Source organism: Acidovorax sp. GW821-FHT10E03 (assembly GCF_059415205.1).
Map to the genome: position 1 here is coordinate 238,421 of NZ_JBWKMU010000010.1, position 26,729 is coordinate 265,149.

The window sequence follows — 26,729 nt, forward strand, 5'->3', positions numbered from 1 at the left end:
GTCAGAGCCCCTTGCGGTGACTTCTGGAAGCTAACCGCGCCACTACCCGCGCGGCGGCCACGATCTCGGGCTCGCCGTAGCCCGCGTAGCCAAACAGCCAGCCTCTACGGTTCGATTCCATCGCATAGCGCGACAAGGGTGCCAGCATCACCCCGGCGGCGAGTGCGCTGCGGCTCAAGGCCTCGTCGTTGCTGCCGGGCGCGCATTCCAGCAGCAGGTGCATGCCCCGGTCGCTGGGCGCCAGCTGCAGCGCGCCGCCGCTGGCCTGGGCCAGCGCGTCGATCAGCGCCTGCTGGCGCTCCTGGTACAGCTCGCGCATCTGCCGCAGGTGGCGCAGCAGGTGGCCTTCGGCGATGAAGCGCGCCAGCACCGCCTGTGCGTCGCCGGGCGCATGCCGGTCGGTGATGGCGCGGGCAATGGCAAAGGCTTCCACCAGCGCGGGTGGCACGACCACGAAGCCCAGGCGCAGGCCGGGGTGCAGGGTCTTGGAGAACGTGCCCACGTACAGCACGCGCTCCGAGCCCGGCAGGCTGCACAGGGCGGGCACGCGCTGGGCCTTGCCGTCGTGCTTGCCGTACTGGAATTCGCCGTCGTAGTCGTCCTCCACCACCCAGGCGTCGTGCGTGCGCGCCCACTGCAGCAGGGCCTGGCGCCGCGCCAGTGGCATGCACACGCCGGTGGGGAACTGGTGCGTGGGCGTGACCACGGCCATGCGCGCGCCGGGCCACTGCGCGGCGCCTTCGGCGATGCGCAGGCCTTGCGCGTCCAGCGCTACCGGCCGCGCCAGCACGCCGTGGCCCAGCAGGCTGGCGCGGATGCCGGGGTAGCCCGGGTCTTCCACCAGCACCTCGTCGCCCGCGTCCAGCAGCAGCCGCGCGATCAGATCGATGCCCTGCTGCGAGCCCGAGCACACCACCACCTGCGCCGCATCGCAACGGATGCCGCGCGACGCCCACAGCCACAGCGCGATGGCCTGGCGCAGTTGGGGGTCGCCTGCAGGGTCCAGGTACTGCGCGCGGGCGCTGCGCTGGCCGGGGCTGGCCTGGCGCGCCAGGCGGTCCCACAGCGCGAACGGAAAGGTGTCCACCTCGGGCGCGCCGATGCGAAATGCCCGCGCCGCCACATGCGGCGGCCGCCAGCGCGCCGCCGTCTCGGCAATGAGCTGCCCGCGCTTCGACAGCCCGCGCGGCGGCGCCACCAGGCCCTGCGCGGGCGCCACGCCCGCAGCCTGCGACACGTAGGTGCCGTCGCCCACGCGCGCCTCCACATACCCTTCGGCCTGCAGGCGCTGCACGGCCCAGAGCACCGTGTTGCGCGACACGCCCAGGCCCGCCGCGTGCTCGCGCGACGGCGGCAGGCGCGTGCCCGCGGGTAGCCGCCCCTGCTCGATGGCGCCGCGCAACTGCTCATAGACCTGCTGGCGCAGCAGGCCCTGGCGCGGGCCCGGAGCACCCGTGGCGGCGGCGACGGTCTTCGAATTGGCTCTGGCAACCGGCATGAATTGGCCCCTTCGTTGTGGCAATGCAGCCATAAACTGAAGAACCATTTTAGAAACCATCCGGGCTGCCTGCGACGCCCGGTCCCACAAGAAAGATCCTATGGCCGAGCACACCGCCACCATCGCCTGGTCCCGTGGCAGCGACGACTTTCTGGACAAGCGCTACCACCGCGCGCACACCTGGCAATTCGATGGCGGCGCCGTGGTGGCCGGCTCGTCGTCGCCGCATGTGGTGCCGCTGCCCTACTCCGACGCTTCGGCCGTGGACCCCGAAGAAGCCTACGTGGCCGCGCTGTCGAGCTGCCACATGCTGTGGTTCCTGGACTTCGCCTGCCGCGCCGGATGGCGCGTGGACAGCTACACCGATGCCGCCGTGGGCACCATGGCCAAGGATGCCGAAGGCCGCCTGGTGGTCTCGCACGTGCAGTTGCGGCCCGTGACGCGCTTCGACGCGGCGCACGCGCCCAGCAGCGCGGTGCTGGCCGACCTGCACCACCAGGCGCACGCGGCGTGCTTTTTGGCCAACTCGGTCAAGACGCAGATCGACTGCGCGCCCGTGCTGGACGTGGAAGGACCACTGACATGACCATTGCCAACCGCCAGTTCCAGGTGACCGACCCAGCCGTTCTGCACGGCCTGGTGCGGGACCAGCCCCTGGCCACCCTGGTCGTCTCGCACGAGGGCGCCCTGCACGTCAACCACGTGCCGCTGTACCTGGACCCCACGCGCGGCCCGCACGGCACGCTGGTGGGCCACGTGGGGCGCGGCAACGGCGTGTGGCCGCTGCTGCCGCAGCAGGCGGTGGCCGTGTTCCACGGCCCGCAGGCCTACGTGTCGCCGTCGTGGTACCCGTCCAAGGCCGTCGATGGCAAACAGGTGCCCACCTGGAACTACGCCACGGTGCACGCCCACGGCACGCTCAGCGCGGTGGACGGCGACCCCGAGCGCCTGCGCGCGATCCTGCACACGCTGACCGAGGCCCACGAGGCGCACCGCCCGCACCCCTGGCACGTGGACGATGCGCCCGCCGACTACCTGCACAAGCTGCTGGGCGCCATCGTGGGCGTGGAGCTGGCGGTGGAACGCTGGGAAGGCGTCTGGAAGGTGAGCCAGAACCGCACGGACACGGACCGCGCCGGCGTCGTCGAGGGGCTGACGGCGCAAGGCACGCCGCAAGCGCTGGCCATGGCGGCGCTGGTGGAACGAGGGCCGGGCATCTAGCCAGTGATTGCTGCGATATTCATAGCTTGAAGCGCTTGATAGTAGGGCGACAGAGCCTGTTTGGACCTTTAAAACCGCAGCATCAACCCGTACCGGTCGGGCTGAGCCTGTCGCAGCCATGCGCCGCGTTTCGACAGGCTCAGCGTGAACGGTGCTGGTGAGTGCCGAGTGGTGGTGGCACGACGTGGCGTGCGGCCAGACACCGCCCATGGCAACCCTTCAGCATCAGCCCTCCAGCATCTCCACGCGCAGCGACACCACCGGCCCGGCCACGGCGGGGTGCGCGGCCAGCGCGTGCATGGCCAGGTCCACCGTGGACTGGGCCGCCACGTCGGTGAGCACCAGCACCTGGGGATGGCCGGCGCTGGATGCCGCCTTGTCGGCCTGCAGTGTTTTTTCGGCCGCCAGCTCCACGCGCAGCACCGGCACGTGCTGCGCCGCCAGCCACGCGCCCACGGCCTCGATCTGCTGGGCCGTGTGCACGGGCACCCGCAGGTAGTGGCGCGTGCGCACGGCGGCGCGCGGCAGCACGGCCTGGTCGTTGCTGATGGCGCTGGCATGAAAGCCCAGGTGCGGCACCCGCTGCGCCGCGTGGGTGCCATGAAGCCGCGCCACGTCCACCAGGTCGGCGATCACGGCCGACGCGGTCTGCTCGGAGCCCGCGCCCGCGCCGTAGTACATCGTCACACCCGACGCATCGCCCTTGACCATGATGCCGTTCATCGAGCCATTGACATGCGCCAGCAGGTGCGTGGCGGGCACCAGCGCGGGCTGCACGCGCAGCTCCACGCCGTCGGCACCATCGCCGTTGACTCCATTGCCGTGCTCGCGGCGCCGCGCCACCCCCAGCAGCTTGATGCGAAAGCCCAGCTGCTCCGCGCAGGCCACGTCCAGGCCCTGCAGCGCGGTGATGCCCTCCACCTGCGCGTCGGCGAACCGCAGCGGCATGCCGAACGCATTGGCGGCCAGCAGCGTGATCTTGTGCGCGGCGTCGATGCCCTCGATGTCGAAGGTCGGGTCCGCTTCGGCGTAGCCCAGAGCCTGCGCCTGGGCGAGCGCCTCGGCAAAGCCCACGCCCTCGTCGCGCATCTTGCTCAGGATGAAGTTGGTGGTGCCGTTGATGATGCCGGCCACCCATTCGATACGGTTGGCCGTGAGGCCCTCGCGCAGCGCTTTCAAGATGGGGATGCTCACGGCCACCGCGCCTTCGTACGCCACGGCCACGCCGTGCTGGCGCGCGGCGGCGAAGATCTCGTTGCCATGCTCGGCCAGCAGCGCCTTGTTGGCCGTGACCACATGCTTGCCCGCGCGGATGGCGGCCAGCACCCATTCACGCGCCGGGCCGGTGCCGCCGGCGGCCTCCACCAGCACGTCCACATCGGGGTGCGTGGCGACCTGCATGGGGTCGTTGGTCAGGGCCACGTCCTTGCCCACCACGCTCATGGCGCGGGCCAGGCTGCGGGCGCAGACCACCACCATCTTGATGCCCCGCCCCGCGCGGCCCGCGATGAGCGCCTGGTTGCGCGCCAGCACGCGGAAGGTGCCCGCGCCCACGGTGCCAATGCCGATCATGCCCACGCGCAGGGGGCGCATGGCCGCGGCGGAAGGCTCGAACGACGGGGCTTCTAGGGACTGGACGGGATCGCGGAACATGGGCTTCTCCAAACGACTGCAAAACAAACAAACAAAAAAACCCAGCTGCCAGAGCTGGGTTTCAGTCAATTCGTCTTGGGGGAGAAGAGAGAGCGATCACCAGGTGGCTGCCGAAACGGCCACCTGCGCGTGCTCAGGTGGCCGCGGTGGTAATGGTGGTAATCATTCGTGCACCCATCGCCCGCGTGAATGCGGACAGCATCATGCACATGCCCTGGAAGGCCGTGGCGCGTGCGGTGAAGGGGATGGCGGTGTACGACATGAAGAATGCAGTGTACCCGAGGCCCTTGGGCCGCCGTCAAGCCCGTGCCGCGCCTGGTGCCGCGGGCAGGCGTCCTGGCAGCCCGCGACAGGGTGATTTTGCTATTGAATCAATAGCTTTTGGCGCTTCATGGATAAGCGCCAGGCGCCGATTTCTTTCTCATCGCCATCTCGCCAGCACCTGTGGCCTGCGCCCGCAGTCCCAGCTGCGCCATCAGCTCCATCGCGCCGGCCGGGGCCCGCTCCTTCGCGCCGTTGATGAAATACACGAACACATCGCGCGGCCGCTCGCCGCGGGTCCAGGCGCGCACGCCCTCGGCCCATTGCGCAATCGCCTCGGGCGTGTAGCCGGTGGGCACGTGGGCCTGGCTGCGCATCAGCCGCAGGTAGGCGAAGTCCGCCTCGGCATCGGCAATGGCCGGGAATTTTTCGGAATCGGTGTGCACCGGCACGCAGCCGTAGCGGCGGGCCAGCGCGATGAAGGCGGGGGTCGCAAAGCTCTCGTGCCGCACGTCGAGCACATGGCGCAGGCTGCGGCCATCGACCTGTTGGGGCAGCAGCGCGAGGAAGGCCTCGAAGTCCCCCGGTTCGAACACCTTGGTGGGCATGAACTGCCAGACGATGGGGCCGAGCTTGTCCTTCAGTTCCGAGATGCCGCTTTCCACAAACCGCATGACCGAGTCGCCCGCCTGCGCCAGCACGCGGCGGTTCGTCGCGAAGTGGTTGGCCTTGAGCGAGAACATGAAGCCCTCGGGCGTCTCGCCGTGCCACTTGGCAAACGTGGGCGGCTTGAAGGTGCTGTAGTAGGTGCCGTTGACCTCGATGGCGCTGAGCTGGCGGCTGGCGTACTGCAGCTCCTTGCTGTGCGCGAGGCCCGCGGGGTAGAAGTTGTCGCGCCAGGGCTCGAAGGTCCAGCCGCCGATGCCGATGCGGATGTGCTGGCTGCGGGTGCTACTGCTGTTTGCGGTGGTTTCCACGGCGTTCCCTGTCTGACAGTCCACGGGGTGGCCACTTTAGCAGCGCGACCGAGGCTGCGGCAACGCCCCGGACCGCCCGACGCCGCAGGGGCATACGGTGCGCCTGACTTATGCGGAGGTTTCCCGCGACCCCGGCACTTCCACGCGCGCCTCCAGCCCCGCACCATCCTCGCGCGGCCCCAGCACCAGCCGGCCGCCCAGCGCCTGGGCCAGTTCGTTCGCAATGGCCAGGCCCAGCCCCGTGCCGCCGGTGCCGCGGTTGCGCGAGTCTTCCAGCCGCACGTAGGGCTGCAGCACGGCGGCCAGTTCGGCGGCGGGGATGCCCGGCCCCCGGTCCAGCACCCGCACCAGCCATTGGCCTTGGTGCCCGGCCTCCAGGCTCAGCTCGGCCGCGCCGGCGAACTTGAGCGCGTTGTCCACCAGGTTGCACACCAGCCGGCGCAGGGCCTGCGGGCGCGTGTCGCAGGTGCCCTCTGCCGTGTGCAGCAGCGACACGGGCAGGCCGGCATCGGCGTAGTCGAACGCAATGCTCTGCAGCAGCGCGCGCAGGTCCACGCGCTGCAGGGGCTCCCGGGCGGCCTGGGACGAGCGCGCGTAGGCAATGCCTTCTTCCACCAGCGACTGCATCTCGGCCAGGTCCGCGTGCAGCTTGCCCTGCAGCGTGGTGTCGTCCAGCAGGTCGGCGCGCAGGCGCAGCCGGGTGATGGGCGTCTGCAGGTCGTGCGAGACGGCGGCCAGGATGCGCATACGCTCCTCCAGGTGCGCCTGGATGCGCTGCTGCATGCGGTTGAAGGCCTGGGCGGCGCGCTGCACCTCGCGCGGGCCGTCCTCGGCCAGGGGCACGGCGGGGCGGTCGGCATCCAGCGCGTCGGCCGCGTCGGCCAGCGCGCGCAGGGGCCGCGTGGCCGCGCGCACGGCCCAGGCGCACAGGCCCGCCAGCAGCGCCAGCTGCAGCGCCAGCGCGCCCAGCACCCAGGGCGAGACCTGCAGCCGGGGCTCGTCCATGTCCACGGCCAGCGGCGTGCCGTCGCTCAACTGGAGCTGCAGGCGCAGCTCGGTGCCGGGCACGCGGGGGTCGATCACCCGCACCGTCTGGCCGGGGGGCAGCGTGGCGCCCACGGCGCCCGCGATCAGGCGGGCCAGGTCGGACGGGTCCTCGGGCGCATCCTGCGGCGCGGTCAACGCGAACCGGTAGTTGCGGCGCGCCAGCCGGTCCACCCACTGCGCGCGCTCTGCGGCGGGCAGGCGCTCCAGCATGGCCACGGAGCTGGCCACGTCGCTCGCCAGGTACGACACCATGGCGCGGCGCATGGTCATGCCGCGCTCGGTGAGCGCGAGCACGAAGGTCAGCGCATGCGCCAGCGCCAGGCCCAGCGCCAGCACCAGCAGGATGCGCCCGAACAGCGAGCGGGGCCACCCGCGCAGCGTCATGCGGCGGCCTCGTTGGAGGTTGCCGTGGGCAACACGTCGGCGCAGAACACATAGCCCTCGTTGCGCACTGTCTTGATGTAGCGCGAGCCCCGGGCACCATCCCCGAGCCGCTGGCGCACGCGGCTGACCAAGAGGTCGATGGAGCGGTCGAACACGTCGGCGTCGCGCCCCTGCGTGAGCTGCAGCAGCTGGTCGCGCGTGAGGATGCGCTGCGGATGGTCCAGCAGCACGCGCAGCAGCCGGTATTCGGCGCCCGACAGCGCCACCACCGCGCCCGTGGCATCGAGCAGGTGGCGCGCCGTGGTGTCCAGCCGCCAGTCGCCGAACGCCAGCTGCCGCGCGGGCTCGGCCGTCGCCAGGTTGGGCGGCAGCATGCGCGTGCGCCGCAGCACGGCGTGGATGCGCGCCAGCAGCTCGCGCGCGGCGAAGGGCTTGGTCAGGTAGTCGTCCGCACCCAGCTCCAGGCCCAGGATGCGGTCGGCCTCGTCGCTGCGCGCGGTGAGCATGATGATGGGCAGCGGCGGCGCGCCGGGGCTGCGCAGCTCGCGGCACAGCGCGATGCCGTCGGTGCCGGGCAGCATCAGGTCCAGCACCAAGAGGTCGATGCGCTGCGTGGCCAGCACCTCACGCATCTGCCGTCCATCGGCCGCCACGCTCACCTGCAGGCCCTGGCGCTGCAGGTACTCGGCCGCCAGCTCGCGGATGCCGGCGTCGTCATCGACGATCAGGACGTGGTCTTCGGTGGGCGTGCTCATGGGCCGTGATTCTCCGAGGTTTGCCCTGCGCGTGGCGGCGGCGCGGCGGGCCGTATGTATCTGAACTTGTCTGGCGGCGCGGCAGACACGCACGCATACCAAAAGGCCTTGCCAGGAAATATCACCGATACGTCCGCTGGCTTCAATGCAGTCTTCCTGAACTTCACGAGGACCGTGCCATGAAGATGAACCCCTGGACAACAACCACGGCCGGGCTGCTGGCCCTGTGCCTGGCCCAATCCGCTGGCGCCCAGCAATCCCTGGCCGCCGCACCTGCCAAGGCCCCGCTGGGCCGCTGGATCACCGAAAGCGGCAACCTGGAGGTGGACATCGTGCCCTGCGCCGGCGAGACCCTGTGTGGCAAGGTGGTGCGCGTGCTGGGCAACCGCTCCATGAGCGCGCCGGGCACCGAGATGGCGGCGGCCGACGCGCGGCCCGCGCTGGGCATGACCCTGCTGTCGGGCCTGCGCCCCAGCGATGGCGGCAGTAACACCGAATACCAGGGCGAGATCTACAACCGCGAGAACGCCAAGACCTACCGCGCCATCCTCACCCCCGCCGAGCCGGACCAGCTGCTGGTGCGCGCCTACGTGGGCATCCCGCTCTTTGGCAAGACGCAGGTGTGGCGCCGCCCGGGCGCAGAGCACGGGGGCGTGCAATGACCATGGCCGCCACCTCGCCCTGGCTGGCCGTGGCCGCCGGCATGCTCACCGTGGGCGCGCCCTGCGTGCTGCCCATGCTGCCGGTGGTGCTGGGCGCGTCGGTGGCGGGTGGGGCGGCGCGGCGCACGCGTCCGCTGTTCATCGCGCTGGGCTTTGCGCTCTCGTTCGCGGCCGTGGCGCTGCTGTTCAGCAGCTTCGCGCAGGTGCTGGGCGTGTCGCCCGGGGGCTTGCGCCGGTTCGCCGCCGTGATGCTGCTGGTGTTTGGCGTGCTCACGGTGTGGCCTCGGCCCTTCCAGTGGCTCAGCCAACAGGCGGGTGGCGTGCTCGGCCGCGTGGCCAGCCTGGGGCTGGGCTCATCGGCCGGCAACTGGGGCGGGCTGCTGCTGGGCCTGAGCCTGGGCGCGGTGTGGACGCCCTGCGCCGGGCCGGTGCTGGCCTCCATCCTCACGCTCATCGCCACCGAGCCGCCCGGGGTCAGCACGGCGGTGCTGCTGCTCGCGTATTCCACCGGCGCCGCAGTGCCCATGCTGGCCATTGCCTACGGTGGCCAGGCAGCGGCCGGCCATGTGCGCCGCATCTCGCGCCATGCGCACCGCGTGCAGCAGGCCTTTGGCGTGGTGGTCATCGCCGTGGCGCTGGCCATGCTGCTGGAGGTGGATGGGCAGGTCACCGCCTGGCTGTCGCAGTTCTATCCCTCGGGTTCTGGCGGGCTGTAAGCGGCCCGCAGCAAGGAGTTTTCACCATGACATCGCGCCTTTCTTCACCCTTCTCTTTTCAGCGCCGCACATTCCTGGCGTCCGCAGCTTCTGTAGCCGCAGCGGTGGCGGCACCCGCCCTCACCCACGCAGCGGGGCCCGCCATCCAGGCCGCCACGCTGCCCGACTTTGGCGCGGCGCCCGAGTTCACCGGCATCGAGCGCTGGCTCAACTCCGAGCCGCTCACCCTGGCCCAGCTGCGCGGCCGCGTGGTGCTGGTGGACTTCTGGACCTATGCCTGCATCAACTGCATCCGCACCCTGCCCCACGTGAACCGCTGGGCCGAGCTGTACACGCCCCAGGGCCTCACCGTGGTGGGCGTGCACACGCCGGAGTTTCCGTTCGAGCGCACCACCAGCAATGTCGAAGTGGCCATGCGCCGCCACGGCGTGAAGCACCCCGTGGCGCAGGACAACCGCTACGGCACCTGGAAGGCTTACAGCAACCAGTACTGGCCCGCGGCCTACCTCATCGATGCGCAGGGACGCATTCGCTACAAGCACTTCGGAGAGGGCGAATACGAGCGCACCGAAGCCGTGATCCGCGCGCTGCTGGCGGCGCGGGGATAGCCCGCCCGCCCCTTCCTGTTCCGTCGTTTCTCTGCCCGATCCCACCCACCTTTTGCAGGACTTTCGCACCATGCCGTTCCCCCGCCTCCAATTTGCCCTGGTCACGCTCGCCGCTGCCGCCGCAGCCCTGTGCATGGCCTCCGCCAGCCATGCGCAGGCACCGCAACTGCCACCACCCGACGCCACCCACCCCGCCACGCAACAACTGATGCAGGGCTTTCCGCCGCCGCCCGACAAGATCGTGCGCCTGGCCAACATCCTCAAGTACCCCAACGTGCGCTGGGCCGCGCACCACCTGCGCGAGCTGGGGCCCACGGCGGCCGTGTGGCGCGGCGCCGGGGCGTCCAGCGCGCTGCCCGCCGCAGCCCGCGCGCTGAACGACGCGCTGCCCGTGCCCGACGGCAAGGGCGGCACCACCACGCTGGCCGACTGGCAAAAGGCCACCTACACCGACGGCCTGCTGGTGCTGCACCGGGGCCAGGTGGTGTACGAGCGCCACCACACCGGCATGCAGCCGCACCAGCCGCATGTGTTGTGGTCCATGAGCAAATCGCTCACCGGCCTGCTGGTGACCGAGCTCATCCAGGAAGGCGTGATCGACCCGACAGCACCAATCCCCCGCTACCTGCCCGAGCTGGCCACCAGCGCCTGGGCCGATGCCACCGTGCAGCAGACGCTGGACATGACCACCGGCGTGCAATACGCCGAGAACTTTGCCGACCCTGCGTCCGGCGTCTTCCAGTACCTGGCCGCCGCAGGCCTGCAGCCCGCGCCGCCCGGCAGCAGCGCCGCCAAAAGCATGGCCGAGTTCTTGCCCACGCTGAAGAAGGAGGGCGAGCACGGCGCCGCGTTCGCGTACAAGTCGGTGGACACGGAAGTGCTGGGCTGGCTGCTGCAGCGCGTGACGGGCAAGAGCTACGCCACGCTGCTGTCCGAGCGCATCTGGTCGCGCCTGGGCGCGCAGGAGGATGCCTATGTGTTTGCCGACGCCAACGGCGGCCAGTCCACCAGCGTGGGCGTGAACGCCACGCTGCGCGACCTGGGCCGCCTGGGCGAAATGCTGCGCGCCAACGGCCGCTACAACGGCCAGCAGATCATCTCGCCCGCCACCATCGCCGAGCTGCGCAAGGGCGCCGACCCCGCGAAATTCAGCAAGGCCCCCGGCACCGCCATGCGCGCGGGCTACTCGTACCACAACCAGTGGTGGGTGCCGCATGATGCGGACGGTACGCTGGAGGCCAAGGGCCTGATGGGCCAGCACATCCACATCAACCCGGCGGCGGAGCTGGTGGTGGTGAAGCTGTCCACACACCCGGTGCCCAACACGGCCTTCACGCATGCGGCGGACCGGCAGGCGTTTGCCGCGCTGGCTGCGGCGGTGCGGGGGCGCTGAGGGGCCGGCGGACAAAAAAGAAGACCGTGCAGGGGCGCGGTGCCCCGGCGCCCCGGCCCGTCCCGTTGGCTACTTCACCAGCGTGGCGGTCAGCGTGATCTCGGGCACCGCGGCCAGTGCCTTCGACAGCGGGCAATTGGCCTTGGCATCGGCCGCCAGTTGCTGGAAGGCCGCATCGTCCAGCCCGGGCACCTTGGCGGTGAGCATGAGCGCGATGCGGTCGATCACAAAACCTTCGCCCTCCTTGGACAGGCGCACGCTGGCGGTGGTGTCCACCGCTTCGGTGGCGATGCCCGCCTTGTCGGCGGCAAACGAAAACGCCATGGTGAAGCAGGCCGCATGCGCCGCCCCCAGGATCTCCTCGGGGTTGGTGCCCTTGCGGTCGTCGCCAAAGCGGCTGGCAAAGCCATAGGGGTACTTGTCCAGCGCGCCGGTCTCGGTGCTGATCTGGCCCTGGCCGGCCTTGCCGGCCCCTTCCCAGTGAACGCTGGCTTTCTTTTCAGGCATGGCGTGGCTCCTTTTCTGGCATGCAATGGTGGGGTGGTGAACACTCGGGTGAAACCCGGGCCTGGAATCACACCACAGCCGCGCCGCCGCTGGTGTGGGACAACGCCGCATCGTCCCGCACCGCATGCAAGGAGCCCGCACGCACCATGCGGATCGCATCGAACGGGCACCGCACCGCGCACAAGGCACACCCGGTGCAGGCCGCCGCATCATGCAGCCGGGACCGCTTGGGACCCCAGGCTTGCGGGCCCTGCACCTGCACCTGCAGCGACAGCACATGCGGCGCGCACACGGCCACACACCAGCCGCAGCCCGTGCAGCGGGCAGTGTCGATGGCGGGCAAGGCCTTGCGGGGTGCGTTCATGCGGTGGCCTGGACAGTGCGAGGGATGGCAGTGCTGGACGAAGCCCGCGGCTGCCACGCCACAGCTTAGCGCGCCGCATCCGGCCGGTCGAGCACCGCCATGGCGCGCACGTGGTCAACGCCCCGCGCTGGCGATACAGTGCGCCCATGCACCACAGCGGCAGTACCACCAGCAACAGCGGCAACACCACCACCACCGTCACCCGGCACCTTCTGATCCGGGGGCATGTGCAGGGCGTGGGCTACCGCTGGTCCCTGGTGCAGGCCGCCCTGCAGCGCGGTGTGCAGGGCTGGGTGCGCAACCGCCGCGACGGCAGCGTGGAAGCCCTGGCCACCGGCCCCGCCGATGCCGTGCAGTCCCTCATCGACTGGGCCCGCCACGGCCCGCCGCAGGCGCGGGTGGACGCGTTGGACGTGGGCACCGTGGCCGAGCCTGAGGAGCCCGTGGCAGGCTTTGTCCAAAGGGAGACGGTGTAGCGGTAGCGCGCGGGCTGGCGCTGCGGCGGCCGGCCGTGCGCCCTCCGGCAAATAGCGTGGCTGGCGGCAGGCAGGCCGGGGTGCCCGCCGCTCAACCCCTGCGCTGCAGATCCCGCGCCCCGTAGGCGCAGTACCCCGGCTTGGGGCTCTTCTTCTGCGGATGCAGCCGGCACGTCTCGGGCCGCTTGTCGTACACCATGCACAGGCGTGTTTTGGGGTCGAGAAAGTTACAGTCCCCACTGGCCCGCCGCGCCATCGTGAAGATCGCGTTCTTGTGGTTGAAGTGGTCGATCAGCCGCGCCTTGAGAAGCCGCCTGGCAATGTGCCGCAGCTCTTCATGCTCGGCCTCGAACGGGTCCACCAGCTCCAGTCGCACCAGGTCTGCCAGCTGCACTTCGAGCGGCATCGTGCAGCAGTTGGCCGCGCAGGTGTCGCACAGGCCTGGGCGATAGCGGGTCCAGGTGTCGAGGCGGTCAACGTCGACGATGGAGATAGGGAATCTCATGGATAGGTGCCGCAACAGGTTCAATGCCGCTCTTTCGTCGGCGGCGTTTGGCTTCACTGAAAGAGTTTAGTGCTCCAGGCCTTGGCGCATGGGATGAAGCGCATGCTGCAATGCTCTCAGGATTCATGAGCCGTCATTGGCAATCAACCTGCGTAATCCGTCGCGGAACTTTCCAAAGCTGGGAGAAGCGTTTCTTTCGATGTCCATGCCGGAGCTGATCTTTCTGACCCACTCATGTTTAAGTTGCCCGGGCAGAGGCCAGCCCGCTTTTTGGATACTGGCGTGGCCACCATGATGAACTGCATCGGCCAACAATTCCCAGGTGCCGCAAATGCTGTCTTGGACATACCGTGCCAGCACGTCTTTTCTTGCTTTTGGGTACGCGGCCAGCAAGGCCGGGCGATCACCCAGAATCCATGCTTCCATCTCTTCAATGGCAAGTCGAAACAGCGTGTTAGGTGCAGGATTGCATCGTTTCAACAGTACTTGCAATTCGGACAGAAAATCTTTGCAAGGGCGGTTGTCACTGTCTAATACGATGACCACCGCGTCGATGCCGGGAGTTTTGCCGTAGCCGATCAGCAAGCGGGGCAATTGATCGAGCAATGCCCGCTTGGAGGGATCACCCCTGGCGACAAGCCCCTTGGGTATTCGACCCACGCCTTTGTAGGGATGGATGCGCCAGGAGTGTGGATCGCCTTGGGGGCCGACTACCTGGGGCATTAGGGACTCAATCAGTGCAGCACCGGAACTGTCTTCCACAAGCACTTCGATGTGCATGCCTACCTCGCGTCTAAATAGTCGCTGTACCAAAGGCCGCCCAGAGGTAGGCCCTCATCTACGAGGTTGCGCACCAGCTCGATATCAGAGGCCCGTCGAACGGTCGAAAAGCCATTTCCCCCTTTTTCCAGAATCCAGACTTCGCTCGGAGACAGCGCATCTACGAAATAGGGTTGGTGCGTGGTCACGAAAATCTGAGGTTGGTTTTTCTTGCCCGTGGCATGGCTGCGCAACTCGGTGGCCAAGGAGTCCAGCAGGCGGTGGTACAGCCCGTTCTCTGGCTCCTCAATGCAGATGAACGGTGGGGGCTCGGGATCCTCCATCAGAAGCAGATAGGCGAAAATTTTCAGCGTGCCATCAGACATCTGCGATGCATAGAACGGGTCGGCGAATGCACCATCGTTGAACTGCAGGAGAACGCGTTTGTCCTGTGTGACGCTGGTTTGTATGCTCTTCACGCCTGGAATCTTGCCAGCGATGCGATCCAGAATTGCTTGAAAGCGTGCCTTGTGTTCACGCTCCATGTACTGCACCACATTGCCGATATTGTCTCCGTGGATGTTCAGGTGGCGCTGCGCGCCGGCGGGCTGAATAGCACGCGCGGCATCGGGATGAAAGTAGGAGAGATACCAGCCCTTGAGAAAGTCGCGGAAGCGTTTGATGCGCGGATGTTCTTTGAGCGTGCCCAGCGTAGCGATGCCCAATTGGCGCAAGTCGGTCAATTCCACATCTTCCTGTGCCCGGTCTTCTTCTTCGCTGTCCGTCTCTACCGCCTCCTCGCCGGCCCACACCTTGCCGAGCCCGTGATGTAGGCGAAGGAACGGATATGGCCTACCGTGCTTCTGGCCTTTGCGGCGCTGTTTAAGGACTTCCGACTCAACGAAAGGCCGCCCGCTACCGTCCACATTGATCGCCAGTTCGTAGGTGATGGGCCGCTCGCCGGGGGCTTCTCTGTAGTAGATGTCGAAGCGAATGGGTTCCGTAACTCCTAGGGAGCGCATGCGATCGAAGCCGCCGCGCAGCTTGCTGTCGCAGGCCGCTTCCACATCAGTATTTAGGCAATCGGCGACGAAGCCGAATGCATCGAACAAAGTGCTTTTGCCTACTCCGTTCTTACCGATGACTACGGTGAATGGAGTTAACGGATTGCCTCCCTGGTCGGTAGAGAGTTTGCCCAATGTGATGTCGTGCAGCGCCCGGTAGTTGCGCACGCGAAAACCTTCGATCAGCGCCATGCATAGCCTCTTTTCATGATGTGCCTTTCGTGCTTTTCACGGGTCGAATTTACCGCCCATAGCGCCTGCACCACAGGCTCAGCGCTTTGCCCTGGTGCTACTGCTTGAGGACAGCCTGCGCCTGCTGTGAATCAATAGTGACTGGCGCGAGCCCAGCAGAAGTCAAACAAGGTATGTTGCTGGCTGGCGGCTATATATTTCTGCGTGTGCTGGTGACTCTGGGTAGGCACAGTGTCATGCGTGCGTCATACATCAATATTCCCCGCCCGCAGCGCATTCGTCTCAATGAAATCCCGCCGCGGCTCCACTTCATCCCCCATCAGCATCGTGAACACGCGGTCCGCTTCGATCGCATCGTCAATTTGCACACGCAGCAAACGGCGCACGTTGGGGTCCATCGTGGTTTCCCACAGCTGCTCGGGGTTCATTTCGCCCAGGCCCTTGTAGCGCTGGCGGGATGTGCTGCGTTCGGCTTCGCTGATCAGCCACTTCATGGCCTGGCGGAAGTCGCTCACTTTCTCTTCCTTCTGCTTCTCGCCCTCGCCGCGCAGGGCCTTGGCGCCCTCGCCCAGCAGGCCGCGGAAGGTTTCGGCGGCTTCGGCCAAAGCGGCGTAGTCGGCGCCGTGCACGAAGTCTTGCGTGATGACGCTGCTCTTGATGTTGCCGTGGTGGCGGCGGCTGATGCGCAGCAGGGGCTTGTCGGTGCGCACGTCGAATTCACCGGCCACTTCGGCGGGGGCGCCGGTGGTGTTCAGTTCGCGCAGCTTGGCCTGCAGGGCCACGGCGCTGGCTTCGGCGTCGGCCACGGTGTCGAGCTTGAGGCTCACGCCGTCGGCAATCGCGCGCAGGGCCTCGGCGTCCATGAAGTTGCCCAGGCGGGCAATCACGCTTTCAGCGATCTGGTGCTTGCGCGCCAGTTCGGCCAGGGTGTCGCCAGCCAGCGTTTGCGGGTTGGCGCCGCCGGTGGTCACGCTGGCGTGGTTCAGCGCGATGCGCAGCAAAAAGCCGTCGAGCGCGGGCGCGTCCTTCAGGTACAGCTCTTCCTTGCCGGCCTTCACCTTGTACAGCGGCGGCTGGGCGATGTAGATGTGGCCGCGCTCCACCAGTTCGGGCATCTGGCGGTAGAAGAAGGTCAGCAGCAGGGTGCGGATGTGGGCGCCGTCCACGTCGGCGTCGGTCATGATGATGATGCGGTGGTAGCGCAGCTTGGCCACGTCGAAGTCGTCGCCACCCGTCGTGCCGCCGGCCTTGCCGATGCCGGTGCCCAGGGCGGTGATCAGCGTCAGGATTTCGTTGCTGGTCAGCAGCTTTTCGTAGCGGGCTTTTTCCACGTTCAGGATCTTGCCGCGCAGGGGCAGGATGGCCTGGAACTTGCGGTCGCGGCCTTGCTTGGCAGAGCCGCCGGCGGAGTCACCCTCCACGATGTAGATCTCGCACAGCGCGGGGTCTTTTTCCTGGCAGTCGGCCAGTTTGCCGGGCAGGCCCATGCCGTCGAGCACGCCCTTGCGGCGGGTCATTTCGCGGGCCTTGCGGGCGGCTTCGCGGGCGCGGGCGGCTTCCACGATCTTGCCGCAGATGATCTTGGCGTCGGCCGGGCGCTCCTGCAGGTAGTCGGTGAGCAGCTTGCCCACGATGTCTTCCACGGGGGCGCGCACTTCGCTCGATACCAGCTTGTCCTTGGTCTGGCTGCTGAACTTGGGCTCGGGCACCTTCACGCTCAGCACGCAGCACAGGCCTTCGCGCATGTCGTCGCCGGTGACTTCGACCTTGGCCTTCTTGGCGAACTCGTTTTCTTCGATGTACTTGTTGATGACGCGGGTCATCGCGGCGCGCAGGCCGGTGAGGTGGGTGCCGCCGTCACGCTGGGGGATGTTGTTGGTGAAGCACAGCACTTGCTCGCTGTACGCGCTGTTCCACTGCATGGCCACTTCAACGCCAATGTGCGTGCCGGGGATGCCGCCATACGTCTCGGCCGGGCGTTCACCGGCTGCGTAGAACGAGGTGGGGTGCAGGACGGTCTTGCCCTTGTTGATGAACTCCACGAAGCCGCGCACGCCACCGGCGCCCGAGAAGTCGTCTTCCTTGCCGCTGCGCTCGTCTTTGAGGCGAATGCGCACGCCGTTGTTCAGGAACGAGAGTTCGCGCAGGCGCTTGGCCAGGATCTCGTAGTGGAACTCGTTGTTCTCCTTGAAGATCTCGGTGTCGGGCAAGAAGTGCACTTCGGTGCCGCGCTTGTCGGTGTCGTCCAGCACCTGCATGGGCGAGACTTCCACGCCGTCCACCGTCTGCACGATGCGGTTCTGCACGAAGCCCTTGCTGAATTCCAGCGCGTGCACCTTGCCTTCGCGGCGCACGGTCAGGCGCAGCATCTTGCTGAGCGCGTTCACGCAGCTCACGCCCACGCCGTGCAGGCCCCCGGAGACCTTGTAGCTGTTCTGGTTGAACTTGCCGCCCGCGTGCAGTTCGGTCAGCGCGATCTCGGCGGCCGAGCGCTTGGGCTCGTGCTTGTCGTCCATCTTCACGCCGGTCGGAATGCCCCGGCCGTTGTCGGTCACGCTGATGGAGTTGTCGCTGTGGATGGTGACGACGATGTCGTCGCAGTGGCCGGCCAGGGCTTCGTCGATGGAGTTGTCCACCACTTCGAACACCAGGTGGTGCAGGCCGGTGCCGTCGCTCGTGTCGCCGATGTACATGCCGGGGCGCTTGCGCACGGCCTCCAGGCCTTCCAGGATGGTGATGGCGCCTTCGCCGTAGCTTTCGCTGGCGCCAGCCTGGTTGGTGTCGATCTTGGCGAGGGTGGGCTCAACATGGCCGGAGACGCCGGTGGCTTCGGGCTCGGAGGGGATGTTGTCAGCGGTCATGGTGGGCCTTGGGATCCGTGGAAACCGGGGTTTCCAATGTGTTCAATGGTCAAACTGGGCTCTAGCGCTTATTCAATAAGCGCTGGCAGCTATCAAAAATGTAGCTTTTTCGGTGGGCTGCTTGGGGCGGGGGGCGGGGCATCGCAACCTCACGCCCACCGGTGGCGGGCGCAGGGCTAGATGCGCATCGGCATCACCACATACTTGAAGCTGTCGTTCTCGGGGATGGTCATCAGCGCGGAGCTGTTGCCGTCCGAGAGCTCCACCTTCACCATGTCCTGGCCCATGTTGGCCAGGGCGTCGATGAGGTAGGTCACGTTGAAGCCGATCTCGATGGTGTCGCCACCGTAGTCGATGTCGAGTTCGTCCACGGCCTCTTCCTGCTCGGCGTTGTTCGACGCCACGCGCAAGGTGCCGGGCTCCAGGTTCAGGCGCACGCCCTTGAACTTGTCGCTGGTCATGATGGCGGTGCGCTGCAGGCTGGCCAGCAGCGGCGCGCGGCCCAGGGTGATGCTGTTCTTGTGGTTCTTGGGGATCACGCGGTTGTAGTCGGGGAACTTGCCCTCGACCAGCTTGGTGACGAACTCCATGCCGCCAAAGGTGAACTTGGCCTGGTTGTTGGCGAACTGCATCTCGATGTGGGGCTGGTTCTCGCCACCCGCGTCGGACAGCAGGCGCTGCAGCTCGATCACGGTCTTGCGCGGCAGGATGACTTCCTGCTTGGGCACTTCCACATCCAGCGTGGCGCTGGCGAACGCCAGGCGGTGGCCGTCGGTGGCCACCAGGGACAGCTGCTTGCCCTCGGCCACAAACAGGATGCCGTTGAGGTAGTAGCGGATGTCCTGCACCGCCATCGCAAACGACACCTGGCCCAGCAGGTCCTTGAGGGTCTTTTGTGGCACGGCGAACACGGGGCCAAAGGCAGCGGATTCCTGCACCAGCGGGAAGTCCTCGGCCGGCAGGCTTTGCAGTGTGAAGCGGCTCTTGCCGCCCTTGAGGATGAGCTTGGATTGGGCCGATTCGAGGCTGACCGTCTGGTCGCCGGGCATGGTGCGCAGAATGTCGATGAGCTTGCGGGCACCCACCGTGGTGGTGAAGTCGCCGGTGTCGCCGCCCAGCTCTGCGGTGGTGCGGATCTGGATTTCGAGGTCGCTGGTCGTCAGCTGCAGGGCATTGCCCGTCTTGCGGATCAGCACGTTGGCCAGGATGGGCAGGGTGTGCCGGCGCTCGACGATGCCAGCCACGGACTGCAGTACCGCGAGAACCTTGTCTTGTGTTGCCTTCAGGACGATCATGTCATCAACCTCTTGTGGTTTTTGGAACGGAGCTTGGACAGCGGCACGGGTCGTGCCTCCCCCTGCTGCACAACCCGTCATTTTGCCCCTTAACGGAGCCGTTTCTCTGGGGGGCCTCGATCACGCCTTTTTAGCCTTTCAGCGTCTGCTCCAGCACGTGCAATTGCTGGTTCAGTTCCGTGAGCTGCTGGCGCTCTCCGGAAATCTTGCGCACGGCGTGCAAAACCGTGGTGTGGTCGCGCCCGCCAAACAATTCTCCGATCTCGGGAAGACTCTTTTGCGTCAGTTCCTTGGCCAGGTACATCGCGATCTGGCGCGGCCGGGCAATGCTGGCCGGGCGCTTCTTGCTGTACATGTCGGCGACCTTGATCTTGTAGTAGTCGGCCACCGTCTTCTGGATGTTTTCCACACTGATCTGCCGGTTCTGGATCGACAGCAGGTCGCGCAGCGCCTCGCGGGCCAGCTGGATGGAGATTTCCTTCTGGTTGAAGCGCGAGTACGCGAGGATCTTGCGCAGCGCGCCTTCGAGCTCGCGCACGTTGGAGCGCACGTTCTTGGCCACGAAGAAGGCGACTTCCTCGGGCATCTCGGTGCCTTCGACGCGGGCCTTGTTGATCAGGATGGCCACGCGCATCTCGAGCTCGGGCGGCTCGATGGCGACCGTGAGGCCCGAGTCGAAGCGCGAGACCAGCCGCTCGTGGATGTTGGCCAGGCCCTTCGGATACGTGTCCGAGGTCATCACGATGTGCGACTTCTTGGCCAGCAGGGCCTCGAACGCATTGAAGAATTCTTCCTGCGTGCGGTCCTTGTTGGCGAAGAACTGCACGTCATCGATGAGCAGCAGGTCGAGCGAGTGGTAGCGCTCCTTGAACTCGTCGAAGGTGCGGCGCTGGTACGCCTTAACCACATCCGACACGAACTGCTCGGCATGGATGTAGAGAACTTTGGCGTCGGGCCTGTCCTGCAGCAGGCGGTTACCCACAGCGTGCACCAGGTGGGTCTTGCCCAGGCCGACGCCGCCATAGATGAACAGCGGGTTGTACAGATGGCCCGGCATGCCGGCCACGTGCATGGCCGCCGAGCGTGCCATGCGGTTGGCCGTGCCCTCCACCAGGGTCTCGAACGTCAGGGCGGCATTGAGCCGGTTGCGGAACGCGCCGGCCGAGGCGTCATCGCTGCTGCTGGCCGGCGATTCAGCGGGGGCGGCGGTGTTCGATGGCTCCGATGCCGCAGGGCGCACATAAGTACGGGCAACGGATTCGCGCTGAGCAAGCGCTAACTCCAGGGTGACGGGCTGGCCGTACAGGCCCTCGAGCAGGGCGGCGATGCGGCCCGCATACTGGGCACGGATCCAGTCGAGCTTGAAGCGGTTGCCCACCAGCACGGTCACCTTGGAGAAGTCCTCGGCCACCTGGGCCACCAGGGGCTTGATCCAGGTGTTGAACTGTTGTTCGGGCAGGTCTTGCGCCAGTTGCTCTACGCAGGCTTGCCACAGGCCCTGGCCGGCGTCTGCGCCGGGTGATGGAAGGGGGCTGCGGGAGGGTTCCTCGGTCATTTCAGGGAGATTCTTGTTGTGGATAGGAGGAACGGTACTGGGCGGGGGATTGTAGCTTGTCAAGGAGTTATCCACAATTTGGGGGGCACCGCATTCGGGTGTTTCCTGGGGTTGAATTTCTGCCTGGGCTGTGGTGCGCGCTGGCTGCGGATGGCGGCCGCGCGGCACAGGCCGGCCGCCGCGCGCGGGGCTGTTGCGGGGCCTGCTGGAAAGGCCCGCCGGCCAAAAGGCATTGCCAGCAGCGGCCAAGCCTGCGATAATTTTGGGTTTCCCTGAATGTGTTCAGGGTGATTTGACCCGGCGCGCCGTTATTTCTGCCCCCGTGGGTCTGCCTCCAGAGTGCTGTTTCATATGGCGCGGGTTGCAGGCCGCAGGGGGTTCAAGAGCAGCAGTCCGGAACTGAACCTCAAGGAATAGCATCATGAAACGTACTTACCAGCCCTCCAAGACCCGCCGCGCGCGCACCCACGGTTTCCTCGTCCGCATGAAGACCCGCGGCGGCCGTGCCGTTATCAACGCACGCCGCGCCAAGGGCCGCAAGCGCCTGGCCGTCTAAGGCCGCTACGGTCTACGGCCTGCTCCCCGCCTGTTCCCGGCTTGTACCGCCAGGTTCCAAACGGGGCGCTTGCATGCACAGGCTGAAAACCCGTCCGCAGTTCCAGGCCGCGATGGCGGGGGGCACTGTCTCCCGCACGGCGCATTTTGCGCTGCACCGCCTGGTGCTGGACGCCGCTGGCAGCAACCCTGCCAGCGGGGCCGCCAGTGCTGCCGCACCCACAGGGCCCGGTTCCTTGCCGCCAACGCAAGGGCCGCAGGCCCTGTTTGTCGTGCAGGGCGTCTGGCTGGGGGCCATGGTGCCCAAGCGCTGGGCGCGCCGCGCCGTGACGCGCAATACCATCAAGCGACAGATCTACACGGTGGGCGCCACGTTCGAGGCGCGGCTTCCGCAGGCGGCCCATGTGGTGCGTCTGCGCACGGCGTTTGACCGCAAGCAGTTCGTGAGCGCCACGTCCGACCAGCTCAAGCAGGCGGTGCGTGCAGAGTTGCTGCAGCTGTTTGGCCATGCCGCCCGGCGGTCGGGCGGTGCTGCGGCGGCCTCGGCCCCCGCTTCGCCTGTGGTGGCAGAGGTGGTTGGGCCATGATGCAGCGCCTGCTGATGGGCGTGGTCAAGGGCTATCGGCTGTTTCTCAGCCCCTGGCTGGGGTCTGCCTGCCGCTTCGAGCCCACCTGTTCGGCCTATTCGCTGCAGGCGCTGGAACGGCACGGCGCCGCGGCAGGCAGCTATCTCACGGTGCGCAGGCTGGTACGCTGCCACCCCTGGTGTGACGGGGGCCATGACCCGGTCCCGCAACAATTGCCGCGCAGCATGCGGCTGTTCTCGCGGCTTTCTGATTCCAACACCCAACCATCCTCACCAAAGAAGTCTTCATGAACGACATTCGCCGCACCATCCTGTGGGTGATTTTTGGCTTTTCCATGGTTCTGCTGTGGGACAAGTGGCAGCTGCACAACGGCAACAAGGCCACCTTTTTCCCCTCCACGCCGACGGTGACGGCGCCTGCCGCCCAGGGCGCCGCGTCCAGCGCCACCGGCGCGGCCAGCGTCCCCGCCTCCAGCGCGCCGGTGGCGGCTGCGGCGCAGGGTGCCTCGGCGGTGCCTGGCCAGCTGGCGCCCGCGGCTGCTCCGGCCGCGCGCGAACGCGTGGAGGTCAAGACCGACCTGTACCGGCTGACGTTTGACAGCGAGGGCGGATCGCTCACGCATGCCGAGCTGCTGCAGCACGCGGACATGGCGGACAAGACCCGCAATTTCCTGTTGCTGGACGAGAGCGCGCAGCGTGTCTACGTGGCGCAGACGGGCCTGATCGGCGGCACCTTCCCCACCCACAAGACCGCGATGACCGTGGTGCCCGGCCCCCGCGAGCTCAAGGACGGCGAAGACGAAATCAGCATCCGCTTCGAATCGCCCGTGCAAGGTGGCGTGAAGCTGGCCAAGACCTGGACCATCAAGCGCGGCGCCTACGACATTGCCGTCAAGCACGAGGTCGTGAACACCGGCAGCGCCGCCGTGTCGCCCCAGCTGTACCTGCAACTGGTGCGCGACGGCAACAAGCCGCCCGGAGAGTCTTCGTTCTACTCCACCTTCACCGGCCCCGCGGTCTTCACCGAGGCCAAGAAGTACCAGAAGATCGAGTTCAAGGACATCGAGAACGGCAAGGTCGACATCCCCAAGGATGCGCCCAACGGCTACGTCGCCATGGTGCAGCATTACTTCGCCACGGCCTGGCTGCTGGCCGACGGCGTGCAGCGCGAGCCCTTCACCCGCAAGGTGGACACCAACCTGTACTCCGTGGGCATGCTCACCTCGCTGGGCGCCATCGAGCCGGGCGCGAGCAAGACCGTGGACGCGCGCCTGTTCGCCGGCCCGCAGGTGGAGACCATGATGGAAAAGCTCTACCCCGGGCTGGAGCTGGTCAAGGACTACGGCTGGCTCACCATTCTGTCCAAGCCGCTGTACTGGCTGCTCGACCAGCTGCACAAGCTCCTGAACAACTGGGGCTGGTCCATCGTGGCCCTGGTGCTGCTGCTCAAGATCGCGTTCTACTGGCTCAACGCCAAGGCCTACGCCAGCATGGCCAAGATGAAGGCCATCAACCCCAAGATCATGGAGATGCGCGAGCGCCTGAAGGACAAGCCGCAGCAGATGCAGCAGGAGATGATGCGCATCTACCGCGAGGAAAAGGTCAACCCCATGGGCGGCTGCTTCCCCATCATGATCCAGATCCCCGTGTTCATCGCGCTGTACTGGGTGCTGCTGTCCAGCGTGGAAATGCGCAACGCGCCCTGGATCGGCTGGATCCGCGACCTGTCCACGCCCGACCCGTTCTTCATCCTGCCCCTGCTGATGACGGCCAGCTCGCTGCTGCAGACGGCCCTGAACCCCGCGCCACCCGACCCGATGCAGGCCAAGATGATGTGGTTCATGCCGCTGATCTTCAGCGTGATGTTCTTCTTCTTCCCGGCCGGCCTGGTGCTGTACTGGCTGACCAACAACATCTTGTCGATTGCGCAGCAGTGGCTCATCAACACCCGCATGGGCGTGCCACCGCAGTTCAACCTTCCCAGTTTCAAGTGATGCCACAGCGGCAACGCTGACATCCATGAACTGACCCCCCGAAAGGCCGCGCAAGCGGCCTTTTTCTTGTCCATCAACCTTGTACAGTCGCCACCATGCTTGCCCGCCACCATGACCCCATCGTCGCCATCGCCACCGCTCCGGGGCGCGGGGCCGTCGGCATCGTGCGGGTGTCCGGCCGCGGCATCGGCGCGCTGGTGCAGGCGCTGGGCGGCCGGGCGCTGAAAGCCCGCGAGGCCACCTACCTGCCCTTCCGGGATGTGCAGGGGCAGGCCATCGACCAGGGGCTGGCGCTGTATTTCCCTGGCCCGCACAGCTACACCGGCGAAGACGTGCTGGAACTGCAGGCCCACGGCGGCCCCGTGGTGCTGCAACTGCTGCTGGCGCGCTGCCTGGAGGCGGGGGCGGCCACCGACCCGGCCACGGGCCAGCCCTGCCTGCCCGGCCTGCGCGTGGCGCAGCCGGGTGAGTTCACCGAACGCGCGTTCCTGAACGACAAGATCGACCTCGCCCAGGCCGAGGCGATCGCCGACCTGATCGACGCCAGCACCGAGGCCGCCGCGCGCAGCGCCAGCCGCTCGCTCACGGGCGCGTTCTCAGCCGAGATCCACGCCTTGCGCGATGCGCTCATCCACCTGCGCATGCTGGTGGAGGCCACGCTCGATTTTCCTGAAGAAGAAATCGACTTCCTGCGCAAGGCGGATGCGCACGGGCAGCTATCGAAATTGCAGCAAACGCTGGCCTCCGTGATGCAGCGCGCGCGCCAGGGCGCGCTGCTGCGCGAGGGCATCAAGGTCGTCATCGCGGGCCAGCCCAACGCGGGCAAGAGCTCGCTGCTCAACGCGCTGGCCGGGGCCGAGCTGGCGATCGTCACGCCCATTGCGGGCACCACGCGCGACAAGGTGCAGCAGACCATCCAGATCGAAGGCGTGCCGCTGCACATCATCGACACCGCGGGCCTGCGGGACAGCAGCGACGAGGTGGAGCGCATCGGCATCGCGCGCGCCTGGGACGAGATCGCGGGGGCCGACGCGGTGCTGTTCCTGCACGACCTGGAGCGCGCGGATGCTATTGATTACATAGCTGCCGACGCAGATATAGAAAGCGCACTGGCCCAGAAACTGCCTGGAAGCATCCCCGTCATCGATGTCTGGAACAAGCTGGACCGGGCTCCCCGGGGCGTGCCCGGGGCTCCTGCGGGAGCGGGCGCCCGGCCGGGGGTGCGCCTGTCGGCCCGCACGGGCGAGGGGCTCGACAGCCTGCGGCGCCTGCTGCTGGAGGTGGCGGGGTGGCAGTCCGCACCGGAGGGCATCTACATCGCCCGGGCCCGGCACGTGCAGGCGCTGCAGGCCGTGGGTGCCCATCTGCAGGAGGCGGCCGACCAGCTGCAGGCGCAGGGCCCGGCGCTGGACCTGCTGGCCGAGGAGCTGCGCCTGGCCCAGAACGCCCTGAGCGCCATCACGGGCGAATTCAGTTCGGACGACCTGCTGGGCGTCATCTTTTCCAGCTTCTGCATCGGCAAATGAAGGGCGCGAGGCGGCCGGCGGCATCCGGCCAAGAAGCCCACGCCGCCGCTTGTCGCGAATGTTGTAAACGGACGTTAACAACGCTTGTGTCCCATCTGTAACAAGGGTACTTTCGGCGCACCATGAATGTTCCCACGCCGGTTGTTTCCAAGGTGGACCTGCAAGGTCTGATCGATGCCATTGCACAGGCCAGTGCAGACGACAGCATGACCAACCCGCTGACGCCCGCGCAGTGGGATGTGCTGTCGTCGTACCTCCTGCCCGTGGTCATGCCCGCCGGGCAGGTGCTGTTCACCCAGGGCGCCACGGACCGCACCCTGTACCTGGTGGAAAGCGGCAGCCTGAGCGTGCACTACCAGGACGAGAAGGAACGTTTGCGCCTGGCCATCGTGGGCGCGGGCTCGGTGGTCGGCGAAGGCGCGTTCTTTTCGCACCGCGCCCGCAGCGCCACCGTGCAGGCCAGCGCGCCCTGCAAGCTGTGGAGCCTGCCGGCGATCCGTTTCACCGAATTGTCGATTCGCCAGCCCGCCATCGCGCTGGGCCTGGTGATGGCCGCGGGGGCCGTGCTGGCCAAGCGGTTGGGCAACCGCCGCCGCCGCGTTGCGGCCACCTGACAGACCCCCCGGACTGTCAGCTCCTGCGGGCTTTCGTGGGGCGCGAACGGGTGTACAGCAAGTTACACTCGATTTGGATTTTTCTGGCGCCGTCCCGTAGAAAGCAAGCCATGTCCCTGTTCAGTTGGTTTAGCCGCAAACCCGCCCCCCCCAAGCCCCGGTCCATGGCCGAACCGTCGGGCTTGCTGAATGCCGATGCCACGGTGCCACTCTCGCCAGGCCGACAGGGCAAGCCCCTGGTGGAGCCGCTGCCGCCCGAACACGCCGCCAACCGCAAGAACGAGCGCATGGAGCGCCGCGAGCTGCTCTACACCGTGGTGCGCGATGCGATGGTGCGTGCCGGCGTGCTGTCGGCCAGCTACAAGTTCAAGGTGCTCTCGCTGGACCAGCGCGGCCGCCAGTTCCTGGTGATGATGGACCTGGCCCGCGAATACGGCGGCGAGACCGTGCGCCTGTCCGAGATCGAGGCGCTGATCGCACAGACCGCCAAGACCCGCTACGACATCCTGGTGACGGCCGTCTACTGGCGCATCAACGACCATGTGGCGGTGGGGATTCCCCAGAAGGGCGTGGCGCCCCAGGGCGCGTCCCTGCAGGCGGCGCCCCCCCTGGCCCGGCGGCCGTTGCCGGCTGCGGCGGCACCCGCCCCCGTGGGGGCCTGTCTCTTATCCCCATCTGACGCTGCCGACGACTAATAACCG

General features: G+C 67.2%; 27 protein-coding genes and 1 pseudogene. 14 read left to right on the plus strand and 14 right to left on the minus strand.

What is annotated here, in order from left to right:
- Nucleotide 1 precedes the first annotated feature (1 nt).
- Complete coding sequence (gene pdxR, locus AC07OD_RS19170) at nucleotides 2-1,498, minus strand: MocR-like pyridoxine biosynthesis transcription factor PdxR (RefSeq protein ID WP_494597754.1); 1,497 nt, start codon at nucleotides 1,496-1,498, stop codon at nucleotides 2-4.
- A gap of 100 nt (nucleotides 1,499-1,598) precedes the next feature.
- On the opposite strand from pdxR, the gene AC07OD_RS19175 reads away from it, so the two are divergent.
- Nucleotides 1,599-2,084 (plus strand): OsmC family protein, encoded by a 486-nt coding sequence (locus AC07OD_RS19175; RefSeq protein WP_494597755.1) that lies wholly within the window; start codon nucleotides 1,599-1,601, stop codon nucleotides 2,082-2,084.
- A complete protein-coding gene (locus AC07OD_RS19180; RefSeq protein WP_218296354.1) occupies nucleotides 2,081-2,719 on the plus strand; it encodes an FMN-binding negative transcriptional regulator in 639 nt (212 codons plus the stop codon). The genes AC07OD_RS19175 and AC07OD_RS19180 overlap by 4 nt, the downstream gene beginning before the upstream one ends.
- 225 nt (nucleotides 2,720-2,944) lie before the next feature.
- On the opposite strand, the gene AC07OD_RS19185 is transcribed toward AC07OD_RS19180, so the two are convergent.
- The 5 genes from AC07OD_RS19185 to AC07OD_RS19205 all read right to left on the minus strand — a co-directional run bounded on the left by AC07OD_RS19185 (nucleotide 2,945) and on the right by AC07OD_RS19205 (nucleotide 7,796).
- Entirely contained in the window at nucleotides 2,945-4,372 is a 1,428-nt protein-coding gene (locus AC07OD_RS19185; protein ID WP_494597756.1) for a homoserine dehydrogenase, read from the minus strand.
- A gap of 133 nt (nucleotides 4,373-4,505) precedes the next feature.
- Complete coding sequence (locus AC07OD_RS19190) at nucleotides 4,506-4,634, minus strand: hypothetical protein (RefSeq protein WP_255590954.1); 129 nt, start codon at nucleotides 4,632-4,634, stop codon at nucleotides 4,506-4,508.
- 127 nt (nucleotides 4,635-4,761) lie between these two features.
- Complete coding sequence (locus AC07OD_RS19195) at nucleotides 4,762-5,610, minus strand: DUF72 domain-containing protein (protein ID WP_494597757.1); 849 nt, start codon at nucleotides 5,608-5,610, stop codon at nucleotides 4,762-4,764.
- Nucleotides 5,611-5,718: 108 nt separating this feature from the next.
- Complete coding sequence (locus AC07OD_RS19200; protein ID WP_494597758.1) at nucleotides 5,719-7,041, minus strand: ATP-binding protein; 1,323 nt, start codon at nucleotides 7,039-7,041, stop codon at nucleotides 5,719-5,721.
- On the minus strand, nucleotides 7,038-7,796 hold the full coding sequence (locus AC07OD_RS19205; RefSeq protein ID WP_218339343.1) for a response regulator: 759 nt from the start codon (nucleotides 7,794-7,796) through the stop codon (nucleotides 7,038-7,040). Before AC07OD_RS19205 ends, AC07OD_RS19200 begins: the two co-directional genes overlap by 4 nt.
- Before the next feature lie 179 nt (nucleotides 7,797-7,975).
- Here AC07OD_RS19205 and AC07OD_RS19210 point away from each other — a divergent pair, with 179 nt between their 5' ends.
- From AC07OD_RS19210 to AC07OD_RS19225, 4 genes are all read left to right on the plus strand, one after another.
- Nucleotides 7,976-8,458 carry a DUF2147 domain-containing protein gene (locus tag AC07OD_RS19210; protein ID WP_494597759.1) on the plus strand — a complete coding sequence of 161 codons (483 nt, stop codon included), beginning with the start codon at nucleotides 7,976-7,978 and terminating at the stop codon, nucleotides 8,456-8,458.
- The gene (locus AC07OD_RS19215) at nucleotides 8,455-9,174 is read left to right on the plus strand and encodes a cytochrome c biogenesis CcdA family protein (RefSeq protein ID WP_492246098.1); all 720 of its coding nucleotides are present in this window, start codon (nucleotides 8,455-8,457) and stop codon (nucleotides 9,172-9,174) included. The genes AC07OD_RS19210 and AC07OD_RS19215 overlap by 4 nt, the downstream gene beginning before the upstream one ends.
- A gap of 26 nt (nucleotides 9,175-9,200) precedes the next feature.
- The gene (locus tag AC07OD_RS19220) at nucleotides 9,201-9,782 is read left to right on the plus strand and encodes a thioredoxin family protein (RefSeq protein WP_494597760.1); all 582 of its coding nucleotides are present in this window, start codon (nucleotides 9,201-9,203) and stop codon (nucleotides 9,780-9,782) included.
- Between the two features lie 70 nt (nucleotides 9,783-9,852).
- A complete protein-coding gene (locus AC07OD_RS19225; protein ID WP_494597761.1) occupies nucleotides 9,853-11,175 on the plus strand; it encodes a serine hydrolase domain-containing protein in 1,323 nt (440 codons plus the stop codon).
- Between the two features lie 69 nt (nucleotides 11,176-11,244).
- Here AC07OD_RS19225 and AC07OD_RS19230 read toward each other — a convergent pair whose 3' ends face one another.
- Entirely contained in the window at nucleotides 11,245-11,682 is a 438-nt protein-coding gene (locus tag AC07OD_RS19230; RefSeq protein WP_494597762.1) for an OsmC family protein, read from the minus strand.
- 67 nt (nucleotides 11,683-11,749) lie between these two features.
- On the minus strand, nucleotides 11,750-12,046 hold the full coding sequence (locus AC07OD_RS19235) for an ATP-binding protein (protein ID WP_494597763.1): 297 nt from the start codon (nucleotides 12,044-12,046) through the stop codon (nucleotides 11,750-11,752).
- A gap of 146 nt (nucleotides 12,047-12,192) precedes the next feature.
- On the opposite strand from AC07OD_RS19235, the gene AC07OD_RS19240 reads away from it, so the two are divergent.
- Nucleotides 12,193-12,522: an acylphosphatase gene (locus AC07OD_RS19240; RefSeq protein ID WP_494597764.1), complete on the plus strand. Its 330-nt coding sequence runs from the start codon at nucleotides 12,193-12,195 to the stop codon at nucleotides 12,520-12,522.
- 91 nt (nucleotides 12,523-12,613) lie between these two features.
- Here the strand turns inward: AC07OD_RS19240 and AC07OD_RS19245 are convergent, their stop codons facing one another.
- The 6 genes from AC07OD_RS19245 to dnaA form a co-directional block, all read right to left on the minus strand.
- The gene (locus tag AC07OD_RS19245) at nucleotides 12,614-13,027 is read right to left on the minus strand and encodes a YkgJ family cysteine cluster protein (RefSeq protein WP_494597765.1); all 414 of its coding nucleotides are present in this window, start codon (nucleotides 13,025-13,027) and stop codon (nucleotides 12,614-12,616) included.
- A 123-nt stretch (nucleotides 13,028-13,150) separates the two neighbouring features.
- Complete coding sequence (locus AC07OD_RS19250; RefSeq protein ID WP_494597766.1) at nucleotides 13,151-13,807, minus strand: hypothetical protein; 657 nt, start codon at nucleotides 13,805-13,807, stop codon at nucleotides 13,151-13,153.
- Between the two features lie 2 nt (nucleotides 13,808-13,809).
- Nucleotides 13,810-15,042 carry an AAA family ATPase gene (locus tag AC07OD_RS19255; RefSeq protein ID WP_494597767.1) on the minus strand — a complete coding sequence of 411 codons (1,233 nt, stop codon included), beginning with the start codon at nucleotides 15,040-15,042 and terminating at the stop codon, nucleotides 13,810-13,812.
- 245 nt (nucleotides 15,043-15,287) lie between these two features.
- Nucleotides 15,288-17,903 carry a DNA topoisomerase (ATP-hydrolyzing) subunit B gene (gyrB, locus tag AC07OD_RS19260; RefSeq protein ID WP_494597768.1) on the minus strand — a complete coding sequence of 872 codons (2,616 nt, stop codon included), beginning with the start codon at nucleotides 17,901-17,903 and terminating at the stop codon, nucleotides 15,288-15,290.
- Between the two features lie 176 nt (nucleotides 17,904-18,079).
- Nucleotides 18,080-19,198 carry a DNA polymerase III subunit beta gene (gene dnaN, locus AC07OD_RS19265; protein WP_218296337.1) on the minus strand — a complete coding sequence of 373 codons (1,119 nt, stop codon included), beginning with the start codon at nucleotides 19,196-19,198 and terminating at the stop codon, nucleotides 18,080-18,082.
- 130 nt (nucleotides 19,199-19,328) lie between these two features.
- A complete protein-coding gene (dnaA, locus tag AC07OD_RS19270) occupies nucleotides 19,329-20,753 on the minus strand; it encodes a chromosomal replication initiator protein DnaA (RefSeq protein ID WP_218296336.1) in 1,425 nt (474 codons plus the stop codon).
- 421 nt (nucleotides 20,754-21,174) lie between these two features.
- Between dnaA and rpmH the strand changes: the two genes are divergently transcribed.
- The 7 genes and pseudogenes from rpmH to AC07OD_RS19305 all read left to right on the plus strand — a co-directional run.
- Nucleotides 21,175-21,309 carry a 50S ribosomal protein L34 gene (gene rpmH, locus AC07OD_RS19275; protein WP_005798102.1) on the plus strand — a complete coding sequence of 45 codons (135 nt, stop codon included), beginning with the start codon at nucleotides 21,175-21,177 and terminating at the stop codon, nucleotides 21,307-21,309.
- A 73-nt stretch (nucleotides 21,310-21,382) separates the two neighbouring features.
- Nucleotides 21,383-21,895, plus strand: coding sequence for a ribonuclease P protein component (locus AC07OD_RS19280; RefSeq protein ID WP_492254236.1), 513 nt, complete (start codon nucleotides 21,383-21,385; stop codon nucleotides 21,893-21,895).
- Entirely contained in the window at nucleotides 21,892-22,185 is a 294-nt protein-coding gene (gene yidD / locus AC07OD_RS19285) for a membrane protein insertion efficiency factor YidD (RefSeq protein WP_218296334.1), read from the plus strand. Before AC07OD_RS19280 ends, yidD begins: the two co-directional genes overlap by 4 nt.
- The gene (gene yidC, locus AC07OD_RS19290) at nucleotides 22,182-23,888 is read left to right on the plus strand and encodes a membrane protein insertase YidC (protein WP_218296333.1); all 1,707 of its coding nucleotides are present in this window, start codon (nucleotides 22,182-22,184) and stop codon (nucleotides 23,886-23,888) included. The genes yidD and yidC overlap by 4 nt, the downstream gene beginning before the upstream one ends.
- Before the next feature lie 95 nt (nucleotides 23,889-23,983).
- Nucleotides 23,984-25,414 carry a tRNA uridine-5-carboxymethylaminomethyl(34) synthesis GTPase MnmE gene (mnmE, locus tag AC07OD_RS19295; protein ID WP_494597769.1) on the plus strand — a complete coding sequence of 477 codons (1,431 nt, stop codon included), beginning with the start codon at nucleotides 23,984-23,986 and terminating at the stop codon, nucleotides 25,412-25,414.
- Between the two features lie 122 nt (nucleotides 25,415-25,536).
- Nucleotides 25,537-26,028 (plus strand): Crp/Fnr family transcriptional regulator, encoded by a 492-nt coding sequence (locus AC07OD_RS19300; protein WP_218296331.1) that lies wholly within the window; start codon nucleotides 25,537-25,539, stop codon nucleotides 26,026-26,028.
- 110 nt (nucleotides 26,029-26,138) lie between these two features.
- Nucleotides 26,139-26,687 (plus strand): annotated as a pseudogene (locus AC07OD_RS19305) (hypothetical protein); the annotation flags it as partial.
- Between the last annotated feature and the right edge of the window lie 42 nt (nucleotides 26,688-26,729).